This window comes from Myroides sp. LJL119, assembly GCF_054871605.1.
Map to the genome: position 1 here is coordinate 168,009 of NZ_JBTXLO010000004.1, position 14,744 is coordinate 182,752.

The following is a 14,744-nucleotide window of genomic DNA, read 5'->3' on the forward strand; positions in this document are numbered from 1 at the left end:
ATCAATCAATTGCTTTAACAACGGCCTTTTCAGCTTCTTTACGCGAACCATCAAAACCATTGATACCTGAAACGGTAGTATATTTCAATACATATTTTTTTCCTGGATTAAGTGCGTTAAAAACACTCTGGCACATTAGAGTCGCCTCATGAAAACCACAAAGAATCAATTTTAATTTCCCTGGATAGGTATTAATATCTCCAATTGCATAAATACCAGGAATGTTGGTTTGATAATCCAATGCATTATTAACTTTAATAGCATTCTTCTCAATTTCTAATCCCCAATTAGCAATAGGCCCTAATTTAGGTGTCAGCCCAAACAACGGCACAAAATAATCACAAGGTATTGTTGTTCTTTGTTGGTCTTGTTCAATTACTACTGCTTCAAGGCTTTGATCTCCTATGAGTTCAACCACCTCGGCAGGTGTAATTAAATTAATCTTACCTTTATTTTTTAAATCCTGTACTTTCTCTACAGAATCTAAAGCGCCTCGGAATTCATTTCTACGATGTACTAAATGTACTTCTTTTGCTATTTCAGCTAAATAAATACTCCAGTCCAAAGCAGAATCACCACCACCTGCAATAACTACCTTCTTATCTTTAAACATTTCAGGATTTTTCACAAAGTACTCGACTCCATTTTCCTCAAATTTTGATAAGTTATCCAAAATTGGCTTACGCGGTTCGAAAGATCCTAAACCACCAGCAATAGCAACTGCTTTACCATGGTGCTTAGTTCCCTTATTTGTAGTTACTATAAAAGTACCGTCTTCTAACTTCTCAATATCCTGAGCAACTTCATTTAAAGTAAACCCTGGCTGGAACTGCTTTATCTGTTCCATTAAATTATCAATTAATTCCGCTGCTCCTACTGATGGATAACCGGGAATATCGAAAATAGGCTTTTTGGGATACAGTTCTGTTAATTGTCCACCTGGTTGCGGTAATCCATCTATTAGGTGACATTTTAGTTTTAAAAGACCCGCCTCAAAAACTGCAAAAAGTCCTGTAGGGCCTGCCCCTATTATAATTATATCGGTTTGAATCATAATGTTTAAATCTTATGTACTAAATTACAATTAGTACGGTTTATTAAAAATGATAAAAATCAATCTACCATAATTTAAATAAACTCCAAATTATAGCAAATTGATTTTAACTTATATTATCCGACATTAACTACCGTCTGAATCTCAGGAGCGTATTTTTTAATTGTAGTTTCAACTCCTGCACTTAAGGTCATCTGATTAACATTACATGCCGTGCAAGCCCCTTCCAGGCGCACCTTTACATGTTTATCATCTACAATCTCTATAAGTGTAATATCGCCTCCATCTGCTTGTAAAAAAGGACGTATTTCGTCCAACGCTTTAATCACGTTATCTTGGATAGTCTGTGATGCCATAATGTTATTTAAAAAAAATTATTTTTTACCTACCGCAGAACAACCTGCCATGGTAGTAATCTTAATTGCCTCTGTTGGTGGTAACGAGTCGTTTCTTTTAACTACTTGCTCTACAACATTTCTTGTAATCTCTAAAAAAGCATTTGCTACTGGTGTATCTTGTTGAAAAGAAGCCGGACGACCATAATCTCCCGCCTCTCTAATGCTTTGTACAATTGGAACCTCCCCTAAAAATGGTACGTTCAAATCCTCGGCTAAATTCTTTGCTCCGTTCTCTCCAAAAATATAATACTTATTATTTGGTAGTTCCTCTGGGGTAAAGTAAGCCATGTTTTCAACTATACCCAACACAGGTACATTGATACTTTCTGATAAAAACATAGAAACCCCTTTTTTCGCATCAGCTAATGCTACTGCTTGAGGAGTAGATACTACCACAGCACCTGTAATTGGTAAACTCTGCATGATGGATAAATGAATATCACCCGTACCTGGAGGTAAATCTAACAATAAGAAATCTAATTCACCCCAATCGGCATCAAAAATCATTTGATTTAACGCCTTTGCAGCCATTGGACCTCTCCAAATAATAGCTTGATCTGCTTTGGTGAAAAAACCAATTGACAAAATTTCTATTCCATAAGAAGAAATTGGTTTCATTTTTGATTTCCCATCTACCTCAACTGAAATTGGTCTAGCGTTTTCAACATCAAACATAATAGGCATAGAAGGCCCATAAATATCAGCGTCTAATACACCTACTTTAAAGCCCATATTGGCTAAACTAGCTGCAATATTAGCAGTAACAGTTGATTTCCCAACTCCACCTTTTCCAGATGAAATAGCAACTATATTTTTTATACCCGGTATAGCATTCCCCTTTATCTCTGGTTTTTCTGGGGCTTCTACTTTTATATTTACCTTAACTTTGGCTTTCTCATAAATTTTATCATGAATAACTTTGATAACATCTACCTCAGCCCTTTTCTTAATGTGTAAAGCAGGAGTAGTTAACACTAAGTCCACCACAACCTCATCTCCAAATGTCATTACATTACTAACAACACCACTTTCAACCATATTTTTTCCTTCTCCAGCCACAGAGATTGACTCTAAAGCTTTCAAAATCTCTTTTCTATCTAATTTCATTATATAAGATTAGTTTTCAACAAATTAATACTATAAACGTATAAGGCAAAGATAGTAGGAAATATTGAGATTTTCTAGTTAATATAATCCAAATAAACATAGTTAGTGTTCCAAACTAAGATAATTTACTGCTGTTAAGCAACTCTAATTTTTTATACAATAATACTATGAAAATTTTATTTTTAACCCGAGCAAATTGCGAATTTAATAATTGATTCTTTGCACCATTAAAAGAATATATGTCGGCAGCCCCATTTTCATATTTAATTTGTGTAGTTGAAAAGGATTTTTGTGCAAGTAAAATATTTTGACTTAATTGACTTTCCAATATTTTTAGTTGTTCGATTTGAGTCTCTAAACGTAATTTTTCTTGTTCATACTCTAATTTAATTTGTTGACTTTGCTTGTTGGTTAATTCAATTTCGACTTTCTTTTTACGTAACATCCGCTTAATATTTCCCTTTTGAAAAATAGGTATACTTAACCCTATTCCAACAAAATGACTTTTATTATCAGCAAATTGTTTAGAGAAAGTAGGTGATTCTTTACCCAAGTCACCATTTAAAACCTTAGAATAAAAACTACCAAACTGATAATTTGCCATAATTCGAGGTAGTAAATTACTTTTTATTATACGCTTTTCCTGTAATACAATCTCTTGGGCAATTTCTGATTTCTCTACAAAGGGATTAAATTCATAATTCCTGGATATTTCAAAGATCTCATCTTGATATTGTAGAACAAATTGATCTGGATTTACCTGCTTAACATTGAGTAGTTGTAATAAAGCTAGTTTTCGATTAAACAACTCGTTTTGTGTCTGATTTTGACTTATTCTCTCCGAGCTAAAAACAAATTCTATATCGTAGAAGTCGCTTTGAGGTTTAGCTCCAGCTTCAACTTCCTTTGTAACCCGCTGGTAGTTTTGCAAACTATTATCTAATTGTATTTGTTGAATACCAACTAATTCTTGAAGCTCTAGGATTTGAAAAAACAACTCTAAAATGCGCAATTTATAATTATACTTAAGTTCTAATTCGCTTAAGCTTGCGTAATCTATTGATAAAGATTTTCTTTTATGTTCGGCAAAAAATGACCAATCCAAGAGGGTAAGGTTTACATCCATATTAAAATTTGTAGAACCTATATTAGAACCTACCCTTGAATTAGTACTAGGGTCAATAGTAGAGCCAAAATTATAATTTTGTCCTATATTAGCCGTAACACCAGGCAGAAAATATGATGACAAACTCTGGGTATCTGCCTGGGAAACTGCTTTATTTAAACCTGCAATAATAATCTCATTACTGTTTTGTTCTCCAAGTAACACACAATGTGTTAAAGTCCATGATTCTTGTGAGAAAACATTGGCAAAAAACAATAGAAAGAACGTAGCTAAAATTTTATTTATCAATCTCATAGAGTTTAATTTTAAATAACAATAAATCCGATATTTCTGCACCAAAAGTTACTACCCTTAGTGCAAAAAGATTATTTTTTTATATTGTCTGATTAATTTAAGAGTCCTTAATATACTTTAGTATATCAACACGTGTGGCTTTATAAGCCCTAAAAAAAACAACTCCCATGGATATGGAAAATAAAAGAATAAAGGATATTAAAAACCCGCTAAAATCTATATTAATTCTTACCACATATTCCTGTAACCATTTATTTAAAACATAATAAGTTGGTATAATAGAAGCAGTAAAACCTAATATACAATATCCAATAAATCGCATAGCTAGCTTCCAAACTAAGTCCCAATTCTCAGCCCCTAATGTTTTTCTAATAGAGATCTCTCTTAACCTACTCTCCAAAGTAAACGATACAATAGCCGTTAGGCCTAAAAGCGCAACAAAACTAGAAATCACTACTAAGACTAAAAACAGTTTACTTTGATCTGTTGCCTTTTTATAGCTTTTAGCAAAATCCTGGTTAGCAAAGGAATAAGAAATTGGATACACTTGCTCTACTCTTTTTATCCAGAAATTTTCTAATTCCATAAGAGTTTGCTGTATATCTTGAGTATTAACCTTTATAGAGATATATTCTGTTAGATATTTAAACCACTCTACAGACTTGTAATGAAAGTAAGTTGCGGGAACAATTTCATTAGAGAACCCCTCGTGATTAAAGTTTTTTACTACACCTATTATTTTAAAATATCTGTTATTCCATTGTAATTCCTTACCAATTAAATTCTCCGATAAATTTAAAGCTTCAACAAAAGCCTCATTAACCAAAACCGACCCCATTATATCGGAGGATAATTCTCTTTGAAAAAATCTACCTTGAGCCAATTCAATACCAAAAACATCTAAAAAATCGTGACTAACTGCTACATTATGACTTTGAACATAATTTTCACCTACATAATTACTTGAGCTACTTTTGTTTTCCCCACCAAAAGAAACACTATGTAAAGCAGCGTTTTGTACACCCCTAATTTTCAAAATATCATCCTGTATACTCTCAAATTTATTGTATCGTTGTGAAACATCAGAAATAAAGTATTTTATATTTACAACCTGATCTGCAGAAAAACCTAAGTCCTGATGAATTAAATAATTCACTTGTCTTTGTATAAAAATACCAGTACTCAAGAAAAAAAATGCAATTATAAATTGTACAACCAATAATAAATTTCTAACACTAATACCTGATCCATACTTAGTAAAAGTTCCCTTTAAAACTCTATTTACATCAAAACTCGCTAGAAATAATCCTGGAAAAACTCCCAGTATAAAAAAAATTAAAATAAAAAGAGCAACAATCAAAGGATAGATTCCGTATAAACTCAACTCTAAGTTTTCATTAACATATAAATTAAAATACGGAAGAAAAACCTCCACAAATCCAAAAGCTATTATAAAACTAATTGTAGTTATAATTATAGCCTCAAATATGCTTTGTTTTACAATGTCAATTTTACTAGCTCCAAATGTTTTTCTAATTCCAATTTCCTTGCTCTTTTTAAAAGCCATCACAAAAGATAGGTTTAAACTATTTAAAACACATAAAGTAAGCAAAGTAAACCCAACTCCTATTAATATATTTAACAACTCTTTAGCCTGAGGTCCCTTACCTAAATTAACTGCTTTAGGATTTAAATGGACCGAATCTAATTCGTGAAAAACAAAAGTAGGACTTGTAATAAACTTTTCTATAAATTCTTGTTTGGATAAGTTTTGATTTTTTAATCGCATTTCAAGTATTGGGGCATATAGCCCTTGAGAAATAGGGTCTTTTGCACTTTGTATAGAAACACCTGGTTTTAAACGTATTAATAGTTGATAGTTATAATCCCCCCAATTATCTTGTCTTTTTTTCAAAAATTCCTTTTCTAAATTAGAACTATAAATAGCCTTAGGAGCTAAAGAGGAATTACCCACAAGGTCATACACCACGCGAACCGTTAAAGCCTGGCCGTCTTCCATGATTAAATTCTGTCCAATGGCTAATTTGTCATCTGAGAAAAGATCTTTAGCTAGGTTTTTTTCCAATGCAATTGAATTTGTATAATACTTCAAGTAATCATCAACAGATCCGGCTACAACATTAAATGGTAAAAAATCAAATACATTTTTTTGCGCCTCTAAGATTTCGGTTATAAAATCTGTTCTTCCTTGAACTTTAACACTAGTAATATCTTTCATTTCATAATAAAAAATATAGCTATCAATAAACCTATCCAATTTGTCTAATTCATTAGCAAAAGGGGCGGGAAACCAACCACTAACTCCAGATTCGGTTTCAAAAAAACCCGGTCCTTGATTAACTTCAAATATTCGGTCTTTGTAAGGATTCCATCTATTGTAGCTCATTTGTTGCTCTTGTAGTAAGAGTACCAGTATAACCACAGCTATACCTAAACTTAATCCAAGGTAATTTAGTATTGAAAACAACTTGCTTTGCATGAAGTGTTTTCTATATAGTTTTATCCAATTCTGTATCATTCCTTTCTTTATTATTCAAACTTTAAATATTCAAACACCTTGTTACCTGTGACCTTTAAAGCCAAGTAAGATGTTATTAACAAACTAATTACCAACAAACTAAACAAAGAGATGCAATAAGGTAGGTAGGAGATATTTATCCTAAAATGGTAATTTGATAAATAGGCTTCTAAAAATAAGTAAGAGGGTATAATAGATAAGGTAAAACCAAGTAAACAAAACAAAATATACCTTTTACAAAGCATCCAGACTAATCCTTTTTGACTCGCTCCTAGAACTTTACGAATAGCTATTTGTTTTAGTTTTGCATGCATATTACTATAAGCCACACTAAAGAGTCCAAAAAAGGCTATAAAAATCACAATTCCATTTAAAGTATGAAACACATTTCTCTCTTGTATACTGCCTTGAAAGCTTTTCTGAAATCGTTTATCTAAAAATTCATAAGAAAAGGTCCCTTCAAATAATCCCACTTCTTTGTAAACGTCCTGTATCTCCTTTAATGTTTGCTCTAGGTTATCTTCTCTCAGTTTAATAGAAATCTCACTCATATTATCACTTATCCACGGTACGGTATAAAGGCTGAAGAAAATCATAGGAACATAATCTCTTTTTAAACTATGTAAATTAAAATTGTTTACCACTCCAACAATAGTAAAACTTAAACCATTCCATTCAATCTGTTTACCAATAGGATCGAGCTCCTGCATAAGCTCTAGAGTCTTTAAGTTTACTAACACGTGATTTATGCTATCGCTAGCTAGATGGCTTTGCAAAGCTCTTCCTTTAGAGATTCCTATCTGATGTAATTCCAAAAAGTCATAGTCCATAGCCACGTTTCTACCTTGAATATTATTTCCTCTGTAATTAAATCCAGTGGAGGTGCTATATCCTTGACCTAAGGCAATAGTAGAGACACTTACCCCTGTAACGCCTTTGATTTTAGAAAACTCCTGTTTTAGTAAATTATAAGTTTTTACATAATCCAAATCTTCCGTATTAAATGGCAAGGGCACAGTTATGACCTTATCGCCACGAAAGCCTAAATCCATATTTCTGATAAACGTAACTTGTTTAGACACTACAAGTACAGTAACAATAAAAAAACTTGCCACAAGAAACTGAAAAACTAAAATCACATTATTTATTAAATCTCCTTTTTTAGAATTTTTAAAATTCCCTTTTAGTATTTCTAAAATTTTAGCCTTGCAAACAAGAATAGCAGGAGGTATTACAAGGACCAAGGATAATATTATAAATATTATGATCTGATAAAACAGTGCTTGCCAAAAATTAAATTCAAGAGTTGCCTGAAAAAAAACTCTAACATGTTTGATAGAAAGTTCTATAAAAACTAAAGCAAAAATAAAGCTCAAAATCAAACTTATAGCAATCTCAAAATAGATTTGAACAACCAATTGTATTTTACTACTCCCTACCACTTTTAAAACACCAGTTTGTTTAAACCTAGCAATTGTTTGCGGAATAAGAATATTTACAAAATTAAAACAGGCCAAAACAAGTATGGTAGTTGAGAGACCTAAAAACATGTATACTCGGTCTTTATTTGCTGCTCCTTGGGGTGTACCATTTAAATAAACTGGCTTTATCATCCGCTGATCCTCTAAGGTATGTAATGCAAAGCTATCACTGTTAATATCAAAATCTTCCATCGTTTGTTCAATAGTCTGCCCTTCTTCCTTTGCATAAGGAGCTACTTGATTATCTATAATTATTTGGCTGATGGCCTTTTGAACTGAAGCTACGCTATGCTGGTCTTTAAGCTTTAAATACAACACTGCAAAATAATTTCCCCAATAATTCAAGTTTTCCTTTTCTTGAAGATCTAGATCATTAGTCACCATATCAGGCATTACCGAGGCCTTGTTTATATAATTGCTAAACACGGCCGAAACAACATAAATCTTATCACCTATTTTTAATGACTTTCCTAAAGGGGGTTGTTTATCAAAAAGATAATTAGCATACCTTTGACTAATTGCAATACTATTGGTATTACTTAAAGCTTGGTCTTTACTACCTTGAAGAAATTCCACAGGAAAGAATTCAAAGAAATTACTTTGGGAGTGAATAAGTTTTTCAAAACCAACCTTTTTGCCCTCTACCTCTAAAGTCCCTTTAGAATAATTGCCATTCATATATAAATAATCCTCAACTTCGCTAGATAAGTCTTTAAGTTTCATACCAATACCATAAGGTGCCATCATCCAAGAACTCTCTCCACTTATTTTACGCTCTAATAAAAAAATCTCTTTAGAAAAGGGATTTGCTTTATCGTAAGAATTTTCCTCTTGATAATAACCTAAAGCCAATATAAAACTTGCCACTCCAATACTAAGAGCAAGGATACTTAACACAAAATACTGCCAATTTTTCTTTAATTGACCCACGTATAACTTCAACCAATAAATTACCATTCCCCTCATATGTTATAAACTTATTTTAATTTAATCTTCTCATTTGTCTAATTTCACATGTAAAAATTATTTACATATAAAAAATCCATTTTCTACTCTACAAAAACATCTATGATTCGTGTATTTAGCTGCTCAGACAATACTTGGCCATCTTTCATTTTAATGGTACGCTGAGAAAAAGAAGCATCATGCACAGAGTGGGTAACCATGATAATGGTAGCTCCTTCTTTGTGTAACTCTGTTAAAAGCTCCATTACTTCATTACCATTGGAACTATCTAAATTACCTGTAGGCTCATCGGCCAAAATAATGGCAGGGTTATTAACCAAAGCCCTACCCACTGCAACTCTTTGTTGTTGTCCACCAGATAATTGTTGTGGATAATGCTTCAAACGATGAGCAATATTTAATCTTTGAGCGATCTGCTCAACTCTTGCCTTTCTTTGTTTTACACCTACTTTATTATAGATTAAAGGAAGTTCTATATTTTCATAGACTGTTAATTCATCAATTAAATTGAAATTCTGGAAGATAAACCCTATTTGCTGCTTTCGATATAATCCTCTTTGGGACTCACTCAAGCCTACCATTTGTTTGTCTAATAATAAATAACTACCACTATTTGCTGAATCTAATAAACCCAATATGTTCAATAGAGTCGATTTCCCACATCCAGAGGGGCCCATTATAGAAACAAACTCCCCTTTTTTCACTTGTAACTCTATATTATTCAAAGCTGTAGTTTGAACCTCTTCAGTACGAAAAACACGGGTTAAACCCTTAACTGATATCATCATAATTATTACTTTATATTTAAAAATTCTACATTTAAAAAATCCTGATAGCTAGAAACTATCACTTGTTCTCCTTCTTGTAAACCCGATACGACCTCATAATAATTTGGGTTTTCCCTATTTATTTCTATATTTCTTTTTGTTGCCCTTCCGTCCTTTACAACAAAAACCCACTCTCCCTTACTTTGTTGATAGAAACTACCTTTAGGTAAGAGAAGTTTTTGCTCTTTTGCCGATAGAAAAAGTTTCACTCCCAAACTACTTCCTATTTGAAATGCTAAATCCTTATTATTTGATTCAAAGTCTAGCTGAACTTCAAACCTCCCTGATTTAACCTCAGGGATAATCTTAGCAACCCGCACTAAAAGCACCTGGTCTTTATAGGCAACTTGACCTGATTGATTTAAGGAAATCTTATCGATATAAAATTCATCAACTTGTGCTACTAACTTATATCCTTGCATTACGTCAATTTTACCTATACTTTGTCCGTTTTGATAGGTTTGCCCTAGTACAGCATCAAAAGAAGATAATCGTCCGGATATAGGAGCTTTGAGTAAAAAATTATCCTTATTTGATCGTAGCTTATGTAAACTTTTTTGCAAAACAACTAAAGAGTTATCGATTTGTTGAATTTGTTGATTATTGTACCGTTTTTGATTTTCAATGCTTTGCTCGATCAATATTTTACGTTCTTGTTGATATCTATAATTTTCTTGAGTTCTTTGATAATCACTAAGACTTAATACCTCTTGCTTAAAAAGCTTGTTATCTAATTCATAGGCAAGTTCTGAGGCTTTGTAATCATGTTCAACAGATATCATATCCTTCATAAGATTTACCTCTTGACTGCGAATATTGTTTTTACTAACAATTAAGTTATTTATCTGTTCTAGTAAAGCATTCTCTTGAGACATATAATTAAACTCACTACTTGGATTATAAATTTTAGCAAGTGGTTGACCTTTTGTAACGGTTTGTCCATTCTCTACATAAATTTCTTGAATTTCTCCTCCTTCACTAATATTTATAAACATGCTATGTAGGGGTTCCACAAGAGAAGTAAAAGTCAAAAATTCTTCGAAATTTCCCATAGAAACATCCCGAACACGAATTTCATCTTTAGAAACATTTAAAACTACATCTTTAAAAAAAGTGTAATAACCTGCACAGATAAAAACCCAAACAATTAAAACAGTTACAATAACTTTAACTTTTTTACTATTTTTACGTGGAAGTGCTTGATCCATAATATATTTATTTACCTATATAACTATCAATTACGTGCCATAAATTAATAAACTCTTAACCTATTAGGATCAAACCACTTACCTTTTAATGAAAATTTCAACTGTCCGATATCGAACAGAATTGTGTTCGATATTAAACAAATAAAGTATATATGAAAAAGACAAATACTAACGTTTTAATACTAGATGATAATCTCGAAATACTTTTAGCGGCAAAAATGTTACTAAAAAGACATTTTTCGAACATATATACTTTAGATAATCCCAAAAAATTGATTTGGTTTATCAATCAAAATGATATTCAAGTTGTTTTACTTGATATGAATTATCGTATTGGATTTGAAGATGGCAAGGAGGGAATTTTCTGGCTAAAAGAAATTAAAAAAGCTTGCCCCAATACACAACTAATACTTATGACCTCTTATGGTAATTTACAAACTGCAGTGCAAGGCATTAAACTTGGGGCTCTTGACTATATATTAAAACCATGGAATAATCAAGAATTGGTAGAATTGGTAAAATCTGCAAGTAAAAAAAGTGCAAAGCAAAACAAACAACAAGCAATAAGAAAACAAGATCATCCTACATTATTTAAAGGAATTGACCCCAATGTTACTCGCATTTATCAAATGGGGGAAAAAATTGCAAAAACAGACATCAACACCTTAGTTTTAGGAGAAAATGGAACAGGTAAATATGTATTAGCCAAATACATTCACGACTATTCCCACAGAAAAGATAAACCCTTTATTCATGTTGATCTGGGATCACTGAATGAAAATTTATTTGAAAGTGAATTATTTGGTTATTGTAAAGGAGCGTTTACCGATGCCAAACAAGATACCCCTGGTAGATTTGAACTCGCACATACAGGTAGTATCTTCTTAGATGAAATTGCAAATATTCCTTTGCACCTGCAAGCCAAATTACTGCAAGTAATTCAATCCAAGACCGTAACAAGATTAGGGGAATCCACTCCTAAAGCTGTTGACATACGGATTATTTGTGCTACTAATGAAAACCTAGAAGAGCTTGTAGAGAAAAAATTATTTAGAGAAGATTTATTCTACCGTATAAACACCATGATTTTAACTCTTCCCCCTTTAAGAAATAGACCTATGGATATAGGACCTTTACTGAATTACTTTATGGATTACTACTGTGATAAATATGCTAAAAATAGACCAACAGTAGAATCCAATACAATCGAATTATTAAAATCTTATCCTTGGAAGGGTAACATAAGAGAGCTCCAAAACAAAACCGAGCGAGCTATTATTTTAAACGATTCAGATACATTGGATTTATATGAATTTGGAATTAATCACTCCGATCTAAACCCTATCGATTCCGATAATAATAATTTACAGGACATTCAAAGAAATGCCATTGTACTTGCCCTTGAGCAACATAAGGGAAATATTAGCCAATGTGCCTTGGAATTAGGATTATCCAGAGCTGCTTTATATCGAAGAATACAAAAGTATGATATCAAATTTTAAACCATGAAATTCTACCTTCAATTTATAACCCGCATTAGCATTTTAATTCTACTGAGTCTAATAAGTTTTTATCTTTGGAACAAAGCCTTATACTATAGCTCTACCTTAACTATAGTAATAATAATTGGCTTATTTGTAGAGCTGTACTATTTTCAAAACAAGTACCTTAAAGTTATAAATAAGATAGTCTTAGCCATGTTATATAATGACTACACTATCTCGATGGCATCCAATAAAGTTTTTACCAATCACACCCTATTTAAAAACACACAAAAGCTCTATGAGTCTTTACAAAAACAAGCTAAGTTAGAACAATTAAAAGAAGAGGTTTATCAAAACATTTTAAACAATGTAGATACAGGTATTCTAATATTAGAAAAAAGAAATCAAGATTGGTCCATCTTTTTAGCTAATAATTATTTTTTAAATTTATTTGAAATCCCACCTATAAAATCTTGGTATAATTTACAGCGCTTTTTACCTGGATTTACCAAACATATAGAAGAATTAGACTTTAGAGAATCCAAGCAAACCATCGATATAAGTATACAAAAAGCCCATAAGCAAACCTTTATACTTCAAACAAAAACGACTAAAAGTCAAAATCAAGTTTATTATATTGTCCTTCTTGACTCTATTCAAAGTGTACTGGATAAAAAACAAAGACAAAATTGGGAAAACTTAATGAAAATAATTTCACATGAAATTATGAACTCTCTAACTCCCATACATTCTTTGGCACACAATAGTCAAGAAATTTTAAAACAAAAAAGAATAAATCAACAAGACCTTGCAGATATTAAAATAAGCATCCAAACCATAGTAAATAGAACTAATCACTTAAGTCGCTTTATAGACAATTATAGACAGTTAACAATGCTTCCTAGTCCAGTTCTAAAAAATACCGTAGTAAAAGATTTGCTACAAAACACTATTAATATAATTACGCCACTACTTAAAAAAGATAATATTCAAGTTGATTTACAAATTCGAACCAACATTAACATGAACTGGGATTTCATGCAAATGGAACAGGTCCTAATAAACCTTTTAACAAATGCTATCTTTAGTGTAAATACCTTGTCTGAGCAAAAGAAAATTCAGATAAAATCTTGGCAAAGTGATTCTCGTCTTTACATACAAATAAATGATAACGGTCCTGGTATAGATCCCCAGATACTTGATAAAATATTTATTCCCTTTTTCACCACTAGAACTAATGGGGCTGGTATTGGTTTGCCACTATCAAAAAATATAGTAGAAATGCATCAAGGCTACTTACAATATTTACGGGAACAGGATTTAACTAAATTCTGTTTAATTTTCCCTTTATAAGTATATAAAACAAAACAGAGAGCAAAAAAGCTCTCTGTTTTGTTTTATAATATCTTAGTCAATCCTACTAATTGATTTAGTTTTTCTGTATTTTACCTCCACTACTTGTTTTACTTTGGGTTATAGTCGGGTTTCCTGTATATAACACTTTACCACTAGAGCTAGCACTAGCTATAAGATCTTTATTCACCTGACAAGAGATCTTACCCGATGAAGACGCAGAAGCATTCAAAGTATCAACAATAAAATCACTTGCTTTTATTTCTCCACTACTACTAACCTTTACATCAACTTGTTGTGCATTACCACTTAAAAGAATATCTCCTGAACTACTTGCTGAGCTAGTTAAGGATTTGGTTCTTAAAACAGCTTGAATATCTGCAGAACTACTTGCTGATAATTGCGAGTGATCTGTAATGTCAAAAACCCCAACAATTTTTCCAGACGAGGTTGCTTTTAAATCTAAATTATCTGCGAAAATATGTTCTGCCTCCACTTTTGCCGAAGAGGTTGCTGATATGGTAAACTCTTTGGCTGTAATTGGTGAGTTTAAATGAACTTTCCCTGAAGATCCAGCAAAAACCTTTTCTAGCTTATCGTTAGAAATCTTTACATGAACTCCCTTAAAGTTTAAACTCCTTTGATTTCCAGGTGTTTCTATATAAATCTCTAATACTCCTTGTTGGTTAACTTGCGTTTTCACAAAAGATAAACGCATATTATCAAAGGCCTCTACTTCGACTAATTTATTATTATCGATGGTAAAATCCACCACAATTCCCTGAGAAACACGAATTGATGAAAACTCACCAACCTCTCGAGTTTCTTTCACTTGAGCAAAACTAGCTGTTGCTACAAATAGAATAACGAATAAGAATACTTTTTTCATATTTAATACTGGATATAA

General features: G+C 32.0%; 11 protein-coding genes. 2 read left to right on the forward strand and 9 right to left on the reverse strand.

The window, feature by feature from the left end; all coding sequences use genetic code 11:
* Position 1 precedes the first annotated feature (1 nt).
* The 8 genes from ACYSNV_RS07115 to ACYSNV_RS07150 all read right to left on the reverse strand — a co-directional run bounded on the left by ACYSNV_RS07115 (position 2) and on the right by ACYSNV_RS07150 (position 11,000).
* Positions 2 to 1,054 carry an NAD(P)/FAD-dependent oxidoreductase gene (locus ACYSNV_RS07115; RefSeq protein ID WP_461761871.1) on the reverse strand — a complete coding sequence of 351 codons (1,053 nt, stop codon included), beginning with the start codon at positions 1,052 to 1,054 and terminating at the stop codon, positions 2 to 4.
* Positions 1,055 to 1,170: 116 nt separating this feature from the next.
* Positions 1,171 to 1,410 (reverse strand): NifU family protein, encoded by a 240-nt coding sequence (locus ACYSNV_RS07120; protein WP_461761872.1) that lies wholly within the window; start codon positions 1,408 to 1,410, stop codon positions 1,171 to 1,173.
* Between the two features lie 18 nt (positions 1,411 to 1,428).
* On the reverse strand, positions 1,429 to 2,559 hold the full coding sequence (locus tag ACYSNV_RS07125; protein WP_461761873.1) for an Mrp/NBP35 family ATP-binding protein: 1,131 nt from the start codon (positions 2,557 to 2,559) through the stop codon (positions 1,429 to 1,431).
* Positions 2,560 to 2,674: 115 nt separating this feature from the next.
* Positions 2,675 to 3,979, reverse strand: coding sequence for a TolC family protein (locus ACYSNV_RS07130; RefSeq protein WP_461761874.1), 1,305 nt, complete (start codon positions 3,977 to 3,979; stop codon positions 2,675 to 2,677).
* Between the two features lie 97 nt (positions 3,980 to 4,076).
* Positions 4,077 to 6,518 carry an ABC transporter permease gene (locus tag ACYSNV_RS07135; protein WP_461761875.1) on the reverse strand — a complete coding sequence of 814 codons (2,442 nt, stop codon included), beginning with the start codon at positions 6,516 to 6,518 and terminating at the stop codon, positions 4,077 to 4,079.
* 11 nt (positions 6,519 to 6,529) lie between these two features.
* Positions 6,530 to 8,965: an ABC transporter permease gene (locus tag ACYSNV_RS07140; RefSeq protein ID WP_461761876.1), complete on the reverse strand. Its 2,436-nt coding sequence runs from the start codon at positions 8,963 to 8,965 to the stop codon at positions 6,530 to 6,532.
* An 83-nt stretch (positions 8,966 to 9,048) separates the two neighbouring features.
* Positions 9,049 to 9,750, reverse strand: a complete 702-nt coding sequence (locus tag ACYSNV_RS07145; RefSeq protein WP_461761961.1) for an ABC transporter ATP-binding protein — start codon at positions 9,748 to 9,750, stop codon at positions 9,049 to 9,051.
* 8 nt (positions 9,751 to 9,758) lie between these two features.
* Positions 9,759 to 11,000, reverse strand: coding sequence for an efflux RND transporter periplasmic adaptor subunit (locus tag ACYSNV_RS07150; RefSeq protein WP_461761877.1), 1,242 nt, complete (start codon positions 10,998 to 11,000; stop codon positions 9,759 to 9,761).
* Between the two features lie 152 nt (positions 11,001 to 11,152).
* Between ACYSNV_RS07150 and ACYSNV_RS07155 the strand changes: the two genes are divergently transcribed.
* Both ACYSNV_RS07155 and ACYSNV_RS07160 read left to right on the forward strand, forming a co-directional pair.
* Entirely contained in the window at positions 11,153 to 12,502 is a 1,350-nt protein-coding gene (locus tag ACYSNV_RS07155) for a sigma-54-dependent transcriptional regulator (protein ID WP_461761878.1), read from the forward strand.
* Between the two features lie 222 nt (positions 12,503 to 12,724).
* Positions 12,725 to 13,837: a sensor histidine kinase gene (locus ACYSNV_RS07160; RefSeq protein WP_461761879.1), complete on the forward strand. Its 1,113-nt coding sequence runs from the start codon at positions 12,725 to 12,727 to the stop codon at positions 13,835 to 13,837.
* Between the two features lie 76 nt (positions 13,838 to 13,913).
* On the opposite strand, the gene ACYSNV_RS07165 is transcribed toward ACYSNV_RS07160, so the two are convergent.
* Positions 13,914 to 14,726 carry a GIN domain-containing protein gene (locus ACYSNV_RS07165; RefSeq protein ID WP_461761880.1) on the reverse strand — a complete coding sequence of 271 codons (813 nt, stop codon included), beginning with the start codon at positions 14,724 to 14,726 and terminating at the stop codon, positions 13,914 to 13,916.
* Between the last annotated feature and the right edge of the window lie 18 nt (positions 14,727 to 14,744).